At 62.6% G+C, this 19,388-nt stretch carries 15 protein-coding genes and 1 pseudogene; 7 read left to right on the top strand and 9 right to left on the bottom strand.

Going from position 1 to position 19,388, the window contains the following annotated elements:
- Window positions 1–78: 78 nt before the first annotated feature.
- From E5221_RS26450 to E5221_RS26440, 3 genes are read right to left on the bottom strand one after another with little or no spacing between them, the layout of a single operon-like run.
- Window positions 79–669, bottom strand: a complete 591-nt coding sequence (locus tag E5221_RS26450) for a YggT family protein (RefSeq protein ID WP_013974619.1) — start codon at window positions 667–669, stop codon at window positions 79–81.
- Window positions 670–679: 10 nt separating this feature from the next.
- Window positions 680–1,498: a pyrroline-5-carboxylate reductase gene (gene proC, locus E5221_RS26445; RefSeq protein WP_061550316.1), complete on the bottom strand. Its 819-nt coding sequence runs from the start codon at window positions 1,496–1,498 to the stop codon at window positions 680–682.
- A gap of 38 nt (window positions 1,499–1,536) precedes the next feature.
- Window positions 1,537–2,223, bottom strand: a complete 687-nt coding sequence (locus E5221_RS26440) for a YggS family pyridoxal phosphate-dependent enzyme (protein WP_061550317.1) — start codon at window positions 2,221–2,223, stop codon at window positions 1,537–1,539.
- 65 nt (window positions 2,224–2,288) lie between these two features.
- Here E5221_RS26440 and E5221_RS26435 point away from each other — a divergent pair, with 65 nt between their 5' ends.
- Entirely contained in the window at window positions 2,289–3,287 is a 999-nt protein-coding gene (locus E5221_RS26435) for a PilT/PilU family type 4a pilus ATPase (protein WP_061550318.1), read from the top strand.
- 127 nt (window positions 3,288–3,414) lie between these two features.
- Here E5221_RS26435 and E5221_RS26430 read toward each other — a convergent pair whose 3' ends face one another.
- A complete protein-coding gene (locus E5221_RS26430; RefSeq protein WP_061550319.1) occupies window positions 3,415–4,050 on the bottom strand; it encodes a C40 family peptidase in 636 nt (211 codons plus the stop codon).
- A gap of 166 nt (window positions 4,051–4,216) precedes the next feature.
- On the opposite strand from E5221_RS26430, the gene E5221_RS26425 reads away from it, so the two are divergent.
- On the top strand, window positions 4,217–4,636 hold the full coding sequence (locus E5221_RS26425) for a TM2 domain-containing protein (RefSeq protein ID WP_013974614.1): 420 nt from the start codon (window positions 4,217–4,219) through the stop codon (window positions 4,634–4,636).
- A gap of 36 nt (window positions 4,637–4,672) precedes the next feature.
- Here the strand turns inward: E5221_RS26425 and E5221_RS26420 are convergent, their stop codons facing one another.
- The 3 genes from E5221_RS26420 to E5221_RS26410 form a co-directional block, all read right to left on the bottom strand.
- Complete coding sequence (locus E5221_RS26420; protein ID WP_003257831.1) at window positions 4,673–5,371, bottom strand: SPOR domain-containing protein; 699 nt, start codon at window positions 5,369–5,371, stop codon at window positions 4,673–4,675.
- A 1-nt stretch (window position 5,372) separates the two neighbouring features.
- Window positions 5,373–7,109 (bottom strand): arginine--tRNA ligase, encoded by a 1,737-nt coding sequence (argS, locus tag E5221_RS26415; RefSeq protein ID WP_061550320.1) that lies wholly within the window; start codon window positions 7,107–7,109, stop codon window positions 5,373–5,375.
- 121 nt (window positions 7,110–7,230) lie between these two features.
- Window positions 7,231–9,450, bottom strand: coding sequence for a primosomal protein N' (locus tag E5221_RS26410; RefSeq protein WP_039612529.1), 2,220 nt, complete (start codon window positions 9,448–9,450; stop codon window positions 7,231–7,233).
- A 167-nt stretch (window positions 9,451–9,617) separates the two neighbouring features.
- Here E5221_RS26410 and rpmE point away from each other — a divergent pair, with 167 nt between their 5' ends.
- The 3 genes and pseudogenes from rpmE (at window position 9,618) to E5221_RS26395 (ending at window position 12,101) form a co-directional block, all read left to right on the top strand.
- Window positions 9,618–9,833, top strand: a complete 216-nt coding sequence (gene rpmE, locus E5221_RS26405; RefSeq protein WP_003257833.1) for a 50S ribosomal protein L31 — start codon at window positions 9,618–9,620, stop codon at window positions 9,831–9,833.
- 2 nt (window positions 9,834–9,835) lie between these two features.
- A pseudogene (locus tag E5221_RS26400) lies at window positions 9,836–10,655 on the top strand (thermonuclease family protein).
- A gap of 177 nt (window positions 10,656–10,832) precedes the next feature.
- Window positions 10,833–12,101 carry a malic enzyme-like NAD(P)-binding protein gene (locus tag E5221_RS26395; protein ID WP_247846677.1) on the top strand — a complete coding sequence of 423 codons (1,269 nt, stop codon included), beginning with the start codon at window positions 10,833–10,835 and terminating at the stop codon, window positions 12,099–12,101.
- Between the two features lie 218 nt (window positions 12,102–12,319).
- Here the strand turns inward: E5221_RS26395 and E5221_RS26390 are convergent, their stop codons facing one another.
- Both E5221_RS26390 and ltrA read right to left on the bottom strand, forming a co-directional pair.
- A complete protein-coding gene (locus tag E5221_RS26390; RefSeq protein WP_039612528.1) occupies window positions 12,320–14,773 on the bottom strand; it encodes a penicillin-binding protein 1A in 2,454 nt (817 codons plus the stop codon).
- 128 nt (window positions 14,774–14,901) lie between these two features.
- Entirely contained in the window at window positions 14,902–16,608 is a 1,707-nt protein-coding gene (ltrA, locus tag E5221_RS26385) for a group II intron reverse transcriptase/maturase (RefSeq protein ID WP_033863259.1), read from the bottom strand.
- A 1,360-nt stretch (window positions 16,609–17,968) separates the two neighbouring features.
- On the opposite strand from ltrA, the gene pilM reads away from it, so the two are divergent.
- On the top strand, window positions 17,969–18,850 hold the full coding sequence (gene pilM / locus E5221_RS26380) for a pilus assembly protein PilM (RefSeq protein ID WP_247846676.1): 882 nt from the start codon (window positions 17,969–17,971) through the stop codon (window positions 18,848–18,850).
- Window positions 18,847–19,383 carry a PilN domain-containing protein gene (locus E5221_RS26375; protein ID WP_247846675.1) on the top strand — a complete coding sequence of 179 codons (537 nt, stop codon included), beginning with the start codon at window positions 18,847–18,849 and terminating at the stop codon, window positions 19,381–19,383. The genes pilM and E5221_RS26375 overlap by 4 nt, the downstream gene beginning before the upstream one ends.
- Window positions 19,384–19,388 lie beyond the last annotated feature (5 nt).

Below are 19,388 nucleotides of genomic sequence, written 5' to 3'. Positions count from 1 at the left end.
GAGGCGTAAGTCTAAAGAGCGCTACCCCCAGCGGCAAGCAGAGGCTTGTCGCTGGAAGCAACCAGAGTCAGGTGGGGCTCAGATCATCCGCCACAGCTCTTGTGGCATGCCGGCGTAGGCGGCCAGCGGCGGCATGACGAACGACTGGATTACCTGGATCGCGAGGAAGGCGAAGATCGGCGAGATGTCCATGCCGCCCAGGTTGGGCACGATGCGGCGGAACGGTGCCAGCACCGGTTCACTGATCTGGTAGGCCAGCTCAGCCGCCGGGTTGTGGCTGTTGGGAGCAACCCAGGACACGATCACCATGACGATCATCGCGACCCAGAAAATCTTCAGGAACAGCGAGGTGATACCGATGATGGCCCACATCAGCAGGTGCAGGATGTCACCGAAGGTGCCGTAGGTGACCATCAGCACGAAAGCCATCAGCAGCGCCTGGATAACCACCGACAACAGCAGCGACGAGGTATCCAGCCCACCAACGCTGGGGATGACTCGGCGAATCGGCTTGAGCAGCGGCTGTGTGGCGCGCACGGCGAACTGGCACAGCGGGTTGTAGAAGTTGGCCTTGACCAACTGCAGGACGAAGCGCAGCAGGACGATCACCAGGTACAGGCTGACCAGGGTTTGCACCACGAAGATCGCGGCGCCGGACAGTGCATTCATCTGAAGCTCCTTATTTGCCCAGTTGTTCGGCCAGCTCGGCGGAACGTGTAGCCGCAGCCTGCAGCGCATGTTCGACAATGGCTTCGAAGCCGCTGGCCTGGAACGACTTGATCGCCGCTTCGGTAGTGCCTGCAGGCGAGGTGACTCGGCGGCGCAGTTCGGCAGCATCGACATCGCTGGCAACCGCCATGCGTGCGGCGCCCAAGGCTGTCTGCAGGGTCAGCTGGGAGGCGGTTTCACGTGGCAGGCCAAGCTTTTCGCCTGCCGCGGTCATGGCTTCGATCAGCAGGAAGAAGTACGCCGGGCCGCTGCCGGAGACTGCCGTCACGGCGTCCAGTTGCTGCTCCTGCTCGAGCCACAGGGCGGTGCCCACGGCCGACAGCAGTTGCTCGGCCTGCTGGCGTTGTTCGCTGGATACTTCCGCGGTGGCGTACAGGCCGCTGACGCCCTGGCGCAGCAGTGCCGGGGTGTTGGGCATGCAGCGCACCACAGGGCGAGCGCCGACCCAGCTTTGCAGGCTGGCGCAGGTGATGCCGGCGGCAATGGAAACGAGCAGCTGGCCTTCCTGCAGGTTCGGTTGCAGGGCCTGGCATACGGCTTTCATGACCTGCGGCTTGACCGCCAGCACGATGACGTCGGCGCCATCGATGGCCTGGGCGTTGTTCTCGAAGGTTTCGATGCCGTGCTCGGCCTGGATGCGGCTGCGGGTCTCGGCGCCCGGGTCGCTGGCGCGGATCTGCGAGGCGTCCAGGCCCTGGGCACGCAGACCACCGATCAGGCTGGCGGCCATGTTGCCGGCGCCGATAAAGGCAATACGAGTCTTGCTCATGTCAGGTCCTTGTAGGAAAGAGTGAGTAAAGCATGGAATCAGGGCTGCCCGTAATCGCGGGCACCGAACAGGGCGGTACCGATACGCACCCAGGTCGCACCCTGTGCAATGGCCGCTTCCAGATCGTGGCTCATGCCCATGGACAGGGTGTCCAGACCAAGGCCAAGGCCTTCCTGCAACTGGCGCAGGGTGGCGAAGGCGGCTTCCTGGGCGGCGCGGTCATCAGTGGGTTCGGGAATGGCCATCAGCCCGCGCAGGCGCAGGTTGGGCAGTGCGGCTACCGCTTTGGCCAGGGCCGGCAGGTCGGCAGGGGTGCAGCCGGATTTGCTGTCTTCGCCGCTGACGTTCACCTGCAGGCAGATGTTCAGTGGTGGCAGACCGGCCGGGCGCTGCTCCGAGAGGCGTTGGGCGATTTTCAGGCGGTCCACGGAATGTACCCAGTCGAAATGCTCGGCGATGGCTTTGGTCTTGTTCGACTGGATGGGGCCGATGAAGTGCCAGATCAAGGGCAGGTCGCTGAGTGCCTGCTGCTTTGTCAGCGCTTCCTGTAGGTAGTTTTCCCCGAAATCGCATACGCCGGCGGCGTGGATTTCGCGGATGGCGCTGGCTGGCTTGGTCTTGCTCACGGCCAGCAACTGGACGCTGGCCGGATCACGCCCGGCAGCCTGGGCAGCGCTGGCGATACGGGCGGAAATAGCGGAAAGGTTGTCTGCTAGGGTGGACATGGACTGATGCCGGCGGCTGGAGGGTTTGCGGCATTCTACCTACTTGAAGGCCTTTGGGGAGTCTCATGGATGTGACCGACCTGTTGGCCCGGGCCGTGGATGCGGGGGCTTCCGACCTGCACCTGGCGGCGGGCCAGTTACCGATGTTGCGCCTGGATGGCGAGCTGCAGCGCATGGCCCTGCCGACCTTGGGCCCGGTCGCCTTGATCGAGGGCATGGCACCCATGCTGGATGAAGACCAGCGCCGACAGTGGGCCCAGGGTGATGAGCTGGACCTGGCGCTGGAATTGCCGGCGCTAGGGCGCTTTCGGCTGAATCTGTTTCGCCAGTTGCACGGCCCTGCGGCCACCTTTCGCCTGATCCCGGGGCATATCGCCACGCTCGATGAACTCGACCTGGGCGATGTGTTTCAAGCTGTTGCGCAGTGTAGCGATGGCTTGATCCTCGTGGGTGGGCCGACCGGCAGCGGCAAGTCCAGCACCTTGGCGACACTGCTTGACCAACTGAACCGCGATCGGGCTCTGCATATCATCACCCTCGAAGACCCTGTCGAAGTTATCCACAGTAGCCAGCGCAGCCTGGTCAACCAGCGTGAGATCGGCCGCCATTGTGGTGGGTTCGCCCAGGGGCTGCGCAGTGCCCTGCGCCAGGACCCGGATGTGATCATGATCGGTGAGCTTCGCGACCTGGAAACCATTCGCCTGGCTTTGCGCGCGGCTGAGACCGGGCACCTGGTACTGGCGACCGTGCATACCCGTTCGGCGGTGAGCAGTGTTGACCGGTTGGTGGAGGTGTTCGCTGCCGAAGAGAAGCCGTTGGTGCGGGCGATGCTGGCCGAGTCGTTGCGCCTGGTGGTGGCGCAGGTGCTGGTCAGGCGCGCGGGCGGAGGGCGGGTTGCTGCGCGGGAAGTGCTGGTGGTGACGCCAGCGGTGCGTAACCTGGTTCGGGAAGGGCGGATGGCGCAGTTATGTTCGGTGATGCAGGCGGGTGGTGCGGACGGGATGCGGACGATGGAGGGGGCGATGCGGGGGTTGAAGGAGAGGGGGCTGATCAGCGATCTATAGTGCCTGTGCTGGCCCTTTCGCGGGTAAACCCGCTCCCACATGGATAACACAGCCTTCGAATGCTGTGGTGTACCTGTGGGAGCGGGTTTACCCGCGAAGAGGCCCGGACAGGAGAGCGCCGATCAGATCAGCGCTTGGCCAGGCTCAGTTGCTGCTGTTCTTTCGGCAGCACTCGCTTGGCCACCACGTAATGCTTCTGCCAGTAAGGCTTGCTCAGGGTGTCGATGCTTACCCGCTTGCCACGGCGTGGAGCATGGATGAAGCGGTCGTTGCCCAGGTAGATGGCAACGTGGTTCACCCGACGGCTCTTGATGTTGAAGAAGATCAGGTCGCCTGGCTTCAGGTCACCCTTGGACACCTTGATGCCGTGGCCCTGGGCCATGGCATTGGAGGTGCGCGGCAGGTCGACGTCGGCGACGTCGTTGAAGGCGTATTTGACCAGCCCGCTGCAGTCGAAGCCTTTCTTCGGGCTGCTGCCGCCCCAGACATAAGGGGTGCCGAGCACATTCACCGCACGGCTGAGCACATCGCTGCTCTGCTTCGGCGACATTGCAGCGACCGGCACACCGGGCACGCCGCGGCTGTTGGCGGCATTGCTTGGACGGGTGCGCATTGCGGTCTGCTTGACCGGTGCATGTTTTACCGAGGCATTGGTGGTGTAGCCGGTGAAACCATTGGGAAGACGTTGCTCACGATTGGTGGCGTGGGCGGCCAGGGGCAATAATAGGCAGAGGGTCAGCCATGTCTTGAGTAAAGGCGGCATAGATGAAGCTCTTATGAATAGTTATGTGTTGGGCGCGCAACTTTATAACAGCTTTTTGATCAATCTTTGATCCGTTGGTCGATTGTCCAGGTGCCGTACGTCGGCCTGCGGCAAGAAAGTCACATTTTTTCTTAGAAAATTTTCGGATAACCCACGGGGGCTATGAATGAACAGTTATCAACAGGGGGCGCCGTTTCACGACACCCACAGCAAGACCATTGGCTACCTGCTATGGATTTTCGGCTTTACCGGGTCGCATCGTTTCTATTACGGCAAGCCCGTAACCGGCACCATCTGGTTCTTCACCCTGGGCCTGCTGGGCATCGGCTGGTTGATTGACCTGTTCCTGATCCCGTCCATGGACCGTGAAGCTGACCTCCGGTTCCAGTCCGGGCGCATTGACTACAACATCGCCTGGATCCTGCTGACCTTCCTCGGGGTGTTTGGTCTGCACCGGCTGTATCAGGGCAAGTGGATCACCGCGATCATCTACTTCTTTACCGGCGGGCTGTTTCTGGTGGGGGTGCTGTATGACTTCTGGACGCTGAACAGCCAGGTTTCCGAGCGGAATGCGGGGCGGGGTTGAGGACACAGGGGGCGCAAAGCGCCCCCGAATTCCAGGTTACTGACGGGTCTGCCGCTGTTGCAGCAGCAGGTTGCTGAAACCTGCCCCGGCCAGTTGCTTCTGCGCCCCGGTCAGCTGCTCGCGGTTGCTGAACGGGCCCACTAGCACGCGGTACCAGGTTTCGTCCTTGACCGTGCCCGACTCTACCTTTACCGACTGCCCCAGCAGGATGATCTGCGCGCGCACCTTGTCAGCATCGGCCTGCTTGCGGAACGAGCCGGCCTGCAGGAAGAACTGGGTGGTCGCCGCCGGCTTGATGACTGGCGGTGCCGGTGGCGGTGTCTGGCCCATCAATGCTGCCTGGGCTCGCGCCGTGTCGATCTTTGCCGCTTCGGCTGGCGTCACCGGGGTCACCGGCTGGGCCGGGACGGGTGGTGTCTTCTCTGGTACGGCCTCCGGCGGCACGATCACCTCGGACTCCGGCAGCAGCGTGTAGAAGTCGTACTTCGGCTTCACAGGCTGCTGCGGAGTGGGCTGCGCCGACTTGCCGGCTTCGGCCACTTTGTCCGCTTTCTGCTGCTCCGGCTTGGTGCGCTTGATGTCTTCGCCACCAGGCTCGAGCTTCATCAGGAACACGATGAACGCGCCTACGGTCAGGCCGACCGCCAGCCATACCCAACCGGGAATCGGCTGCTTGGCCGGCGCCGTCTGGCGGCTGGCGCCGCGTTTGGGTGCAGGTTTTTTCTTGGCAGCCAACTTACATGCGCTCCAGGGTTTCCAGGCCGAGCAGTTCCAGACCTTGCTTGAGGGTGCGGCCGGTCAGGGCCGCCAGGCGCAGGCGGCTCTGCTGCTGCTGCGGGGTTTCGGCGGCAAGAATCGGGCAGTTCTCGTAGAAGCTGGAGAACAGGCCGGCCAGGTCGTACAGGTAGCTGCACAGCACGTGCGGCGTGCCCTTGTCGGCGACGTTGTTGAGGATTTCGCCAAACTGCGCCAGGCGCGCGGCCAGGTCCTGCTCGTGGGCAGCCTGCAGCACAATGTTGCCATCGACTTCATCGAAGCCTTTGCCCAGTTTGCGGAATACGCCGGCCACGCGGGTGTAGGCGTACAGCAGGTAAGGCGCGGTGTTGCCTTCGAAGTTGAGCATCAGCTCGAAGTTGAAGCTGTAGTCGCTGGTGCGGTGCTTGGACAGGTCGGCGTACTTCACAGCGCCGATGCCAACCACTTCACCGATGTGGCGCAGTTCTTCGTCGGCCAGGCTCGGGTTCTTTTCCTTGACCAGCGCGTAGGCGCGCTCCTTGGCCTCGGTGAGCAGGTCGATCAGCTTCACGGTACCGCCGTCACGGGTCTTGAACGGGCGGCCATCGGCACCGTTCATGGTGCCGAAGCCCATGTGCTCCATCTGCATCGGGTGGCCGACGAAGCCTGCGCGGCGTGCAACTTCGAACACCTGGTTGAAGTGCAGGGCCTGGCGCTGGTCGACGAAGTACAGGGCGCGGTCCGCCTTGAGCACGTTGCTGCGGTAGCGCACGGCGGCCAGGTCGGTGGTGGCGTACAGGTAGCCGCCGTCGGCCTTCTGCACGATCACCGGCAGTGGCTCGCCTTCGCTGTTCTTGAATTCGTCGAGGAACACGCACTGGGCGCCCTGGTCTTCGACCAGCAGCCCCTTGGCCTTGAGGTCGGCGACCACGTTGGCCAGGTCGTCGTTGTAGGCGCTTTCACCCATCACGTCGGCCATGGTCAGCTTGACGTTGAGCAGCTCGTAGGTCTTCTGGCAGTGCGACAGCGAGATGTCCTTGAAGCGCGTCCACAGGGCCATGCAGTCCGGGTCGCCGGCCTGCAGCTTGACCACCAGGCCACGGGCACGGGTGGCGAACTCTTCGGATTCGTCGAAGCGCTTTTTGGCGGCGCGGTAGAAGTTTTCCAGGTCCGACAGCTCGTCGCTGGTGATCGGGTTTTCTTCCAGGTAGGCCAGCAGCATGCCGAACTGGGTGCCCCAGTCGCCCACGTGGTTCTGGCGGATCACGTCATCGCCGAGGAACTCCAGCACGCGCGCCACGCTGTCACCGATGATGGTCGAACGCAGGTGGCCGACGTGCATTTCCTTGGCCAGGTTGGGTGCCGACATGTCGATCACAACCTTTTGCGCAGGGCCGGCCTTGCGCGCGCCCAGGTGGGCGTCGGCCAGTGCGGCATCCAGGCGGTTGGCCAGGGCGTCGGTGTTCTGGAAGAAGTTGAGGAAGCCGGGGCCGGCGATTTCGACCTTGCTGATGTCGGCGCTGGTCGGCAGGGCATTGATCAGTTTCTCGGCCAGGTCGCGCGGTTTCATGCCGGCCGGCTTGGCCAGCATCATGGCGATGTTGCTGGCGAAGTCGCCGTGGGTCTTGTCCCGGGCGTTTTCCACCTGGATCGCCGGCGACAGCCCTTCAGGCAGCACACCGTCGGTGACGAGTTGGGTGAGGGCTTGCTGGATCAGCTGGCGAATGGTGTCTTTCATGGGGATCTCTTTTCGACCGCAAGCGCGGTGGAGCGCTTGGATGCGCAGGTGGAAAAACTGGGCATTATCCGTGGCTGGGGGCGGGTTGCCAACCTTTGGGGCTGCAAAGCAGCCCGCAGGATCAATAAAGATCTACCGGGTCGACATCCAGCGACCACCGCACCTGGCGCCCGCTCGGCATCTGCTCCAACACTAGCAACCAGGCGCTGATCAGTCGATGCAAAGGCGCCCGCGTATTGGCCTGTATCAACAGTTGTGCGCGGAAGCGCCCGGCGCGGCGCTCCATCGGTGCTGGCACCGGCCCCAGCAGCTCGATGCCGGGCAGGCGCTGTTCGGCCACCAGGCGCTCGGCGGCGGCGCAGGCCTCGTCGAGGAAACCTTCGGCTTGCCCGGGCTTGTGCGCTTCGGCGCGCAGCAGCGCCAGGTGCGAGTAAGGCGGCAGCCCGGCGGCGCGGCGTTCGTCCAGGGCCTGCTCGGCGAAGGCGAAGTAGCCCTGCTCGGTAAGCTGCACCAGCAGTGGATGGTCGGCCAGGTGGGTCTGGATGATGACCTTGCCGGGCTCTTCGGCCCGCCCGGCCCGCCCGGCGACCTGCACGATCAACTGTGCCATGCGTTCGCTGGCACGGAAGTCGCCGGAGAACAGCCCGCCATCGGCATCGAGGATGGCCACCAGGGTCACCCGCGGGAAGTGGTGGCCCTTGGCGAGCATCTGGGTGCCGACAAGGATGCTCGGCTGGCCGCGCTGGATGGTGCTGAACAGGTTGTGCATGGCGTCCTTGCGCGCGGTGCTGTCCCGGTCCACACGCAGGATCGGGTAATCCGGGAACAACACTTTCAGGCGCTCCTCGGCGCGCTCGGTGCCGGCGCCGACCGGGCGCAGGTCAACGTGGTTACACTGCGGACACTGCTGCGGCAGGCGCTCGTCATAGCCGCAATGGTGGCAGCGCAGCACGCCGGAGCGCTGGTGCACGGTCATGCGTGCATCGCAGCGTGGGCATTCGGACAGCCAGCCGCAATCATGGCACAGCAAGGTCGGGGCGAAACCGCGGCGATTGAGGAATACCAGCACTTGCTGGCCTGCCTCCAGGGTTTGGCGGATGGCCTGCTGCAGTGGGCCGCTGATACCGCTGTCCAGCGGCAGGCTCTTCACATCCAGGCGCAGCATGCGTGGCGGGCGGGCACCGCCGGCGCGCTGGTTCATGCGCAGCAGGCGGTAGCGACCGGTCAGGGCGTTGTGCAGGGTTTCCAGCGATGGCGTGGCGGAACCGAGCAGGATCGGGACGTTTTCCTGGTGGGCGCGTACCAGTGCCAGGTCGCGGGCGTGGTAGCGCAGGCCTTCCTGCTGTTTATAGGAGCCGTCGTGCTCCTCGTCGATGATGATCAGGCCGGGGTTCTTCATCGGCGTGAACAGTGCCGAGCGGGTGCCGATGATGATGTCGGCCTCGCCGTCCCGGGCTGCCAGCCAGGCATCCAGGCGTTCGCGGTCGTTCACCGCCGAATGCAGCAGGGCGATGCGGGCGTTGAAGCGCTGCTCGAAGCGGGCCAGGGTCTGCGGGCCGAGGTTGATCTCCGGGATCAGTACCAGGGCCTGCTTGCCGGCTTCCAGTGTTTCGCGGATCAGTTGCAGGTACACCTCGGTCTTGCCGCTGCCGGTGACACCGGCCAGCAGGAAGGCGCCAAAGCCGCCAAAGCCTTCGCGCACGGCGTCGAAGGCATCGCGTTGCTCTTCGTTGAGCGGTAGTTCCGGCTGTGCCAGCCAGTGTTCGTGGCGCAGTGCCGGCAGATGGCGGCGGACCTCGATCTGCACCAGGTCCTTGGCCAGCAGCAGGTCCAGGCTGTCCTTGTTCAGATTGAGCTTGGCCAGCAGGCTGTGGGCCACGCCATGCGGGTGCTGGGCCAGGGTCTTGAGGGCATCGCGCTGGCGCGGAGCGCGGGCGATGCGCGGGTCTTCCAGGCGGGCGCCGGGGGCGACGTGCCAGAAGCGCTCCTGGCGCATCTCGGCAGGTTCGCCCTGGCGCAGCAGGGTCGGCAAGGCCCAGCTCAGCGTGTCCCCCAGACTGTGCTGGTAGTACTGGGCGGTCCACAAGCACAACTTGAACAGCGACGGCGGGATCGGTGATACCGGGTCGAGCAGGGCGCTGGCCGGCTTGAGCTTGTCGGCGGGCACTTCGCTTTGCTCGCACACCTCCACCAGCACCCCGATCATTTCGCGGCGGCCGAACGGCACGCGAATGCGCATGCCCGGAGTCAAGGCCTGGCGCGCCATGCTTGCCGGTGCCTTGTAGTCGAACAGGCGACGCAGCGGGGAGGGCAGGGCAAGGCGCAGGATGACGTCGGACACGCGGAAAGTCTCGGAGGGCGTTTCAAAGACTGGCGAGCCTAGCAGACGACGGTCGGTGCAAGCGACAACTTGCGTTGGCGTGATGCTCTGGTATTATTCGCCGCCTAATTACGTGCGGTATTCAACAATTGGTGTTGGGTGGCGGCACGCAGCTCGAGGAAGTGACCATGAAAGCAGATATTCATCCGAACTACGAAGTAGTTGCAGTCACCTGCAGCTGCGGCAACAAGTTTGAAACCCGTTCGACCCTGGGCAGCACCCTGGCGATCGACGTTTGCAACCTGTGCCACCCGTTCTACACCGGTAAGCAGAAAGTCCTGGACACCGGTGGTCGCGTACAGAAGTTCGCCGATCGCTTCGGTATGTTCGGTACCAAGAAGTAATCATGCGCATGGCGAACCCCTCGGGTTTCGCATTGCTGCAAAAAAAGGCGCCCCTTGTGGGCGCCTTTTTTATGGGTGTCATCTGGCATTTCCCGGCCCTGGCGTTCTGCCCGCTACCAGGCAGCCCTCAGCAGGTGGCGGTGCGCCAGGTGGTCGATGGCGATACCTTGCGCCTGGTCGATGGCCGCAGCGTGCGATTGATCGGCATCAATGCCCCGGAAATCGGCCGTAACGGGCGCTCCAGCGAGCCCTATGCCGAGGCTGCCAGGCAGCGTTTGCAGGCCTTGGTCAAGGCCAGCGATGGGCGTGTCGGGCTGGAGCCGGGCGTCGAGTCCAAGGACAAATACGGCCGCACGCTGGCGCATATCTACGGCCGCAATGGCGACAATATCGAAGCACAGCTGCTCAGCGAGGGCTTGGGCTATCGCGTCGCGGTTGCCCCATGTGCGCCTCAGCGCTTGCCAGCAGCTTGCCGAGCAGGCTGCGCGCAAGGCTGGCTCCGGGCTGTGGCGTCGTTCGCCGGTGGTGCGTGCCGGGGATGTCCGGCAGTCGGGTTTCGCGGTCATTGCGGGCCGCATCGAAGGCGTGGAGCGCAACCGTGGCGGGGTCTGGCTGAACCTGGACGGTGCGGTGGTGCTGCAGGTTCCCGCTCGTCTACAACGCAACTTCCCCGCCAGCTTCTTCGATAACCTCAAGGGACGCCAAGTCGAGGCGCGTGGCTGGGTGCTGGATCGTTCCCGCAAGGGCGGCCTCAAGCCCGGGCAGCGACGCTGGCTGTTGCCGTTGACCGATCCGAGCATGTTGGAGCGCATTTCAGGCTAAAAGATGTAGACATTTCGCTATTGGATTGTACACACTGTTAGGCGTATGCCCCGTGGGTTATAGCGTAAAGTCGTAGGCTAAAGGCCTTGACACAAGTGACCGACCAGTCTTGTGGCTCCCCGGCTCTTTGCGTATCCTCGGCGGTCCGTCAGAACAGTAAATAGCGGAATGCCCACCATGTCAGACCTGAAAACCGCCGCTCTCGAATATCACGCTCAACCTCGTCCGGGGAAACTGAGCGTCGAACTCTCCAAGCCCACAGCCACCGCCCGTGACCTCGCCCTGGCCTACAGCCCAGGTGTTGCTGAGCCCGTGCGTGAAATCGGCCGTGATCCAGAGCTGGCTTACAAATACACCGGCAAAGGCAACCTGGTTGCGGTGATTTCCGATGGCACCGCCATCCTCGGTCTGGGTGACCTCGGCCCACTGGCTTCCAAGCCGGTCATGGAAGGCAAGGGTGTTCTGTTCAAGCGTTTCGCCGGTATCGACGTGTTCGACATCGAAGTGGAGTCGGAAAGCCCGCAGGCGTTCATCGACACCGTTCGCCGCATCTCGATCACCTTCGGTGGCATCAACCTCGAAGACATCAAGGCGCCTGAGTGCTTTGAAATCGAGCGCACCCTGATCGAACAGTGCGACATCCCGGTATTCCACGATGACCAGCACGGTACCGCCATCGTGACCGCGGCCGGCATGATCAACGCCCTGGAAATCGCCGGCAAGAAGCTGGAAGACGCCAAGATCGTCTGCCTGGGTGCCGGCGCTGCCGCCATCTCCTGCATGAAGCTGCTGGTAAGCATGGGTGCCAAGGTCGAAAACATCTACATGATCGACCGCAGCGGCGTGATCCACGCTGGCCGTGATGACCTGAACCAGTACAAGGCGCAGTTCGCCCACGCCACCGACAAGCGCACCCTGGCTGACGCCCTCGACGGTGCCGACGTGTTCGTAGGCCTGTCCGGCCCGAACCTGCTGAGCGCCGAAGGCCTGAAGTCGATGGCTGCCAACCCGATCGTGTTCGCCTGCTCGAACCCGGACCCGGAAATCTCGCCAGAGCTGGCGCACACCACTCGCAGCGACGTGATCATGGCTACCGGTCGTTCCGACTACCCGAACCAGGTCAACAACGTACTGGGCTTCCCGTTCATCTTCCGTGGTGCCCTGGACGTTCGCGCCAAGCGCATCAACGAAGAAATGAAAATCGCCGCCGCCATCGCCCTGAAAGATCTGGCCAAACTGCCAGTGCCGAAGGAAGTGTGCGACGCCTACGGCGTACAGGCTCTGGAATTTGGTCGTGAGTACATCATTCCGAAGCCGTTGGACGCACGCCTGATCACCGTCGTTTCCGACGCTGTGGCCAAGGCCGCCATCGAATCCGGCGTGGCAACTCTGCCGTATCCGAAGCACTACCCGCTGACCAGCGTGGATGACGTGTTCAAAGGCTGATTGCTGCCTGGCGACACAAAAAAGCCCCGGCTCGTATGAGCCGGGGCTTTTTTGTTTGGCGGTGCGCCATGCTGCTATTTTTGGCTGCCTGTCGGATTCTGGGGCTGCTTTGCAGCCCATCGCGACACAAGGCCGCTCCCACAAGGGCTAGGCGTTTCCTGTGGGAGCGGCCTTGTGTCGCGATAGGGGCGCAAAGCGCCCCCCGGCTTTACATCTGGTCAGAACAGATCCATCGGCGCCGCTTCATCCGCCGGCAACGGGCTGCCTGGCGCCGCGCCAGTGCCCAGTTCGTCCACCGACGGCGGCGAGTCCTCGGCCTTGAACAGCTCGAAGTAGGCATTCGGCGTGCTCGGCGAAGCGGCACGGCCGCTGACCGGGTCGACGCGCAGGCTGAGGATGCCTTCCGGCTCCGCCGGCGCATGCTCAGGCTTGTCCTTGAGTGCCGCGCCCATGAAACTCATCCAGATAGGCAGTGCCGCCGTGCCGCCGTATTCGCGGCGCCCAAGGGTTTCGGGCTGGTCGAAGCCGACCCACACGGTGGTCACGTAATCGGCATTGTAGCCAGAGAACCAGGCGTCCTTGGACTCGTTGGTGGTACCGGTCTTGCCTGCCAGGTCGGTGCGGCCCAGGGCCAGCGCCCGGCGGCCGGTGCCGCGCTTGATCACGTCCTGCAGCATGCTGGTGAGGATGTAGGTGGTGCGACCGTCGATGATCCGCTCGGCCACGGCCGGCGCCTGCGGTGCAGAAGCCACCTGGCTGAAGGCAGCGGGTGCCTCGCCAGGCATGGCGGTTGTGCTGATCGGCTGTTCGGGCGCGGCCACACCCGCCTGGTCCTCGGTACCTTGCGGTACCCGAGCCGGGTTGGCGGTGAACAGCGTCTCGCCGCTGCGGCTTTCGATGCGTTCGATCAGGTACGGGGTGATCTTGTACCCGCCGTTGGCAAAAGTACTCCAGCCTGTGGCGATTTCCATAGGGGTCAGGGTGGCGGTGCCCAGTGCCAGCGACAGGTTGCGTGGCAGGTCCTGCTTGTTGAAGCCGAACTTGGCGATGTAGTCGATGGTGCGGTCTACGCCCATGGCCTGCAGCAGGCGGATCGACACCAGGTTGCGCGACTTGTACAGCGCTTCGCGCATGCGGATCGGACCAAGGAAGGTATTGGTGTCGTTCTTCGGTCGCCAGACTTTGTCCAGGTACTCGTCGACGAACACGATTGGTGCATCGTTGACCAGGCTGGATGCGGTGTAGCCACTGTCCAGTGCGGCGCTGTAGATGAACGGCTTGAAGCTCGAGCCCGGCTGACGCTTGGCCTGCATGGCGCGGTTGTAGTTGCTCTGCTCGAACGAGAAACCGCCGACCAGGGCGCGGATGGCGCCGTTGTAAGGGTCGAGGGTGACCAGCGCACTCTGCGCGCCAGGTACCTGGCTGAACTTGAACTTGCCATCCTCGAGGCGCTGCACGCGCACCAGGTCGCCAACCTGAGCCACATCTGCCGGTGACTGCGGCGCACGGCCCTGGGAGTTGCTGTTGATGAACGGGCGCGCCCATTTCATGGTGTCCCAGGCCACCTGCTCTTCCTGGCCGCTGCGGGTCAGGACCTTGAGGCCGGTTTTTTCGACCTGGGTGACGATGGCCGGCTCCAGGCCGCCAAGGCTGCGCTGCTTGCCCAGTTCCTGCAGCCAGGCTGCCTGGGTGCGGCCCGGGAAGCGTGCTTCGGGGCCGCGGTAGCCGTGGCGCTCATCGTAGTCGGAGAGGCCGTTGAGGATGGCCTTGTTGGCCATTTCCTGCATGTCGCTGGGTACCGTGGTAGTGACGCGGAAACCTTCGGTGTAGGCGTCGCTGCCGTAGCGGCCGACCATTTCGGCGCGGGCCATTTCGGCGATGTAAGGTGCATTCACCTCGGGCGTGGGCACGTGGTAGCTGGCGTTGAGCGGCTCGGCCAGGGCCGCCTGGTAACTGGCTTCGTCGATCTTGCCCAGCTTGTACATGCGGCCGAGGATCCAGTCGCGGCGCTCTTTGGCGCGTACGGGGTTGGCCAGCGGGTTGAAGCGCGATGGTGCCTTGGGCAGGCCGGCGATCATCGCCATCTGCGCCAGGCTCACGTCGCGGATCGACTTGCCGTAGTACACCTGCGCGGCGGCATCGATACCGTAGGCGCGGTTGCCCAGGTAGATCTTGTTCACGTACAGCTCGAGGATCTCGTCCTTGGTCAGCTCACGCTCGATCTGCAGGGCCAGCAGGATTTCGTTGGTCTTGCGCGAGAAGCTGCGCTCGCTGGTGAGGAAGAAGTTCTTCGCCACCTGCATGGTGATGGTACTGCCGCCGGTCTGGATATGGCCGGTTTTCACCAACTGGGTCGCGGCGCGCATCAGGCTGCTGGGGTCGACACCGTAGTGATTGAGGAAGTTGTCGTCCTCGGCCGACAGAAGCGCCTGGATGAATTGTGGGGGAATTTCCTCGAAGCGGATCGGTGAGCGACGCATTTCGCCGAACTCGGCAATCAGCTTGCCGTCGCTGCTGTACACCCTGAGGGGGATCTGCAACTGGATGCTTCTGAGCGACTCGACCGAGGGCAGGTTGGGGCTAAGATACAGAAACGCACCGCTCACACCGAGTACGAGCGCGCAGATGACTGCGACGGAAGACCACCAGAAGAACTTCAGCAGACGTATCAAGGCTTTTCGGTGTCCAGGTTGGGAGTGGATTGCACGCAGGTCCGGCGGACCAAAAGTCGGGTGGGAGCCAGCCATTCCTGGCTGACTCCCCCCTAAGAACCGTACGTGCGCCTTTCAGCGCATACGGCTCAAGCCTTCGCTAAGCTTCCGATGGAAGCCGGTTTGTTCACGTGCAGGCCACGAGTATGCAGTTGGTTGTGGCAGTTAGGGTGTAAGAGTACCCGATTGGCCAGTTCGTCTCCACCGCCGAGGGAGCGGTGTACGACGTGGTGGTCATGCCACCCTGTCTCTCTGGTAATCGGTTGCTTACACAGCAGACACAGTCCATTTTGACTGGCAAAGAGGCTGCCGATTTGTTTCCGGTATTTGAGCTTGCTCAGCATCCGGTCCATCCGCAGTTTCTCGCCTTGAGCCTCCATGGCGGGATCGTAGGGGTTGTAATCCCCACTCACCTTTTTGTGTCGCTCGATCGGAGTACTCGCGAGCGAGTACAGCTCGACCTCCCTTTTACCTCCGTCTGCATCTACCACTGTGGTGGCAAACACCCAGCTCCTGTCTCCTGAGGTCCGGAAATACTTCTTCCTTACCCAGTCGAGGGACTTGTTAGGGTGTCGCCTCTTCGCCCAACGCCAGAGTTTGATAAACACTCTGTGGTCCATTCGGCTGTAAGCCTGTTTCGCGACGACTGGTTGATGGTACAGCGCCCAGCCCCTCAGTTTCGGGTTGAGCAGTCGGATCAGATCCTCCTGCTTGACCGTCTTGTGAGAGTCGATTGCCTCTCTGATCTTGCTGTAGAACGCCTTGACGTTCTTCTTGTTCGGCTTGATCAGTAACGTTCCGTCGTACTTCCGGAAATTCCAGCCAAGGAAGTCAAAGCCTTCGTCGATGTGGACGATGCGCGTTTTCTTGAGTGACAACCGTAGCCCGCGCGTTGCGAGGAACTGCTCTACCCAAGGTTTTACTTCATTCTCCAGCACCTCCGGAGAGGCCCCTGTGATCACGAAGTCGTCGGCGTATCGCACCACGTTCACCTTCAGCTTTTTCGCCCTTGTCACTCCCAGGTATTCCTTGAGGAGCGTTTCCAGACCATCCAGTGCCAGATTTGCCAGCGTCGGGGAGATAATCCCCCCTTGCGGCGTACCTGCATCCGTTGCGTGTAGCTGCCCCTTGTGGATGACCCCGGCCTTTAACCATTGCCGCAGCACCCGTGTTTCCGTTGGGGCATTTCTTAACAGCCAGTCGTGGTTGATGTTGTCGAAGAACCCTTCGATGTCTGCGTCCAATACCCAGCAGGCCGAAGCCCGTTTGGATAGACACAAGAACAACTGCGCCATCGCATCCGCCGTGGAACGTTCGATCCTGAAGCCGTAGCTATTCGGGTCGCCTCGGGTTTCAGCGATGGGGGACAGAGCCAGCATATACAGCGCTTGCATGGCTCTGTCCGTCATGGTCGGTATACCCAGTGGGCGTTCCCGTCCATCCGACTTCGGGATGTAGACTCGCCGTAGTGGCCGAGCCTTGTATCCCCGCGTCTTCAACTGACCAACCGCATTCCATTTTGCGTTGGGTGTATCCCAGAGTTGCTTATCGACTCCCGCCGTGCGGCTCCCCTGATTTTCCGTGACTCTCCGTACAGCCAAGTATCTGGCCGACTTCGAGCGGGTGAGCATCCGTTGCAGAGATTTGACTCTGCGCCATTTGCCTTCCCGACAAGCCTTCGCAATTCGCATCTGCATTCCCCGGACATTCCGCTGGGCTCGGCGCCAATCGACGTCGTGCCACTGTTGCGGAGTGCCGGAAAGCGCAGACTCACCTTGCTGGCTGAGCTCTATCATGCTGCTTTCCTCTCAAAGTGAAACCACCCGAGCGGAAGGCGCACGTACCCCCTGAGGGGTGCATGCACCCCGTCAGGGTAGGGTTATCAAGGGCCAATTGGAGCTAGGCCCTGAAGTTAATGAGACGGTCTCAGTCAGAGTTATTGCGATGGAAGACCACGCAGAAGTCTGCCCGGTTTTCCCGTGGGGTGATGTTCCAACCCCTATCCAGGCCATTACAGCCTGGCATTCGCTTTCTCTGCGATCCCATACCCGCACCGCTAACAGTGTCCCTTACGGTTCACCTGCCCAAGGGCAGCGATACGGGCTTACCACGTTCCCTATCTGTCACACGACTGGGTTAGGACCTGCCTTTTCACCGGCGATCATATGAGGCGACGTATCCCCAAGCGCCACGGAGATAACCGACCGCGTACCTTTTGGTTCAAGCCTAACAGCAGTTTTGGCTTGGTAATGCTTACGGTGTTTATTAGCAGTTCACGTATGTTGTCCATACCAGTCAGCCTAGCGCCTCAACCCGGTACTGCTCCGAGTATCTACCGCCTCCCTCGCAGGAGAGCGGCACCCCTTGAAGGGGGGCTACATTGTCGGACGGGCTTCGAACACCACCATTACTAGTGATGCACGCCGTCGTAGGCTACCGTTGGTCGCACAACGAGTCCGCTGCCATCCTGTATTAGCGATGGTTGGACAATGACAGACAGAGCTTTCGCTCATGTCTCCGTTTGGAAGAAGTGGGGACCGCTGTGGCGGCTCACTTAGGTTGGGTTACTCCTGTTTTGAGGCAGGAGAAACCCCAGCGGGGATTTCTCCCGCGAGGGTTGAAGCCGCAAGGGCTTGAGTTAGTGTCGTGGAGGTGACCGTTTGAAAAGTTTCTTGACCTCTGACCAGTTGGCCCACGTTGCCAGCCCTAAGCAAAAGATTAGGAGGCTAGTGAGGCAAATGATGCCAAATGTGTCATGACTCATTTCGTACATATCACTTTCCGACGAATGGCACTCCAAGACCGATGAAATCGGTCCGCAGTCGCGCTTCCGAGTGCTCAGCGACCTAGGGGTTTTGCCACCGCCGCTGCGGCAAGTCCTTTAAGGCGAGGGACCTCTGGGCGGGTTTTGGTTCAAGGGGATGGATACCCAAGTATTTGATTCCTTTGGGAATCTCTCAAGCTGACCCTACAGCTTGGGACGGGAGACACGTTACACGTGTCGCACAACGCTGGGCATTATAAGCATTTTTTCGCCTCTCCGGGTTACCGGCCAGGCTGCCCGTCGCCTCGATGGGCAGGCGCGGCCTAGTGCTGACGCGGGGTTGGGGCAGGTAGCCGCGAAGGATGGCGGCGACAGACAACAAGGATGCCACGATGCTAGGACGCTTCGGCAAGGATGCCGGTTCACTTGTGGGGGTGGAAATTGCCCCTGACTCCGTTCGGATTGTGCAACTGCAGCGGCGTAACCGGCGCTGCCGGGTGCTTGCCTCGGTACAAGAGCCGTTCGAATCATTGGCTGGCAGTGATTGGGCGGCAGAGCCTGGCGCCGTGGCGGCTGCCTTGAGGCGCGCCTACAGGCGCAGCGGCCTCAGACAGCGCCGGGTCGCGCTGGCACTGCCGGGTAACCAGGTGATCTGCAAGCTTTGCCACCTGCCAGTGGAACAGGGCGGTGCAGAAGTGGAGGCGCAGCTGCTGGCTGACGCCGAACGGCTATTTCCATTTCCGCTGGAAGACCTGGCCCTGGATTTTCAGGTCCTGGGAGGTTCTCGCGTCCAGCCAGGCTGCGCCGAGGTGATGGTGGCGGCATGTCGGCAGAGCGCACTGGCGCCACTTGAAGGCATCGTCGAGGAGGCAGGGCTGCAACTGGAGGCCGTGGAGGTCGACAGCATTGCCTTGGGGCGCATGCTGCCGCAGGGCCGGCACCAGGGTTCGGCGTTGCTGCGTATCGAGGCGCACAGCACCATCCTTTATGGTTGGCATTCGGGGCAGCCGCAGCAACGGCGTGAGCTGAGCCTGGGGCTGTCGACGATAACTGGGGCGCTGCCAGAGCGCCTGCTGGCCTTGCTCGCCGGTGAGCCTTTGCCGGAATGCCTGTTGATTGCCAGCTGTTCTCCGGTCGAAGCGGGCCAGTTGCAAAGCCTCGGCTCCCAGCTGAACCTTCCGTGTCGCCTGGTGCCTGACCTGGCGCGCCTGGAACGCGTGGATGGTGCGATGATTCTGGCTTGCGCCCTGGCTCTCGGAGGATTGCGTCGATGATACGGCTGAACCTTCTGCCCTGGCGCGAACGGCAGCGCCAAGCCGCGTTGCGGTCTTTCCGCAGGCAACTGGTCGCCGGCGCTCTACTGGCCCTGTGTGGCGTGATGTTGGTCGACCAGCTGGCCCGCCAGCGCGGGGAGCAGCAGGCGCTGGCCAATACCCGGCACCAGGCAGCCCTTGAGGTGTTGGGCGAGCAGTTGCAGCCGCTGGCCGATGTGCATGCGCAGCATGAGGCGCTGCTGGCACGCGCGGTGGCGCTGGAAGCACTTCGCGCCCATCAGGATGTGCTGGCCGGGGTCTTCGCTGACCTCGAGCGGGCGTTGCCGGTGGGTGTGCAGCTGCTCGACCTCAGCCTGGAAGATGGCAATCTGCAGATCACCGGGCTGGCCAAGTCAGGTGCCGTGGTCGCACAGTTCATGCGTGACCTGAGTCGCTCGAGTGCGCTGGTCGGTCTGGAGCTCAAACGCGTCAGGAGCCTGCCAGGCGGCGATGAATTCCTGCTGGGGGCGCGCGTTTCGGCGTCCTGGTCGTGAATGCT

The sequence above is a fragment of the Pseudomonas sp. A2 genome, assembly GCF_023100865.1.
Classification (GTDB): Bacteria; Pseudomonadota; Gammaproteobacteria; order Pseudomonadales; family Pseudomonadaceae; genus Aquipseudomonas; species Aquipseudomonas asiatica.
Note: the sequence above shows the minus strand (reverse complement) of the source record. Positions and strands in the feature narration are given on the sequence as shown.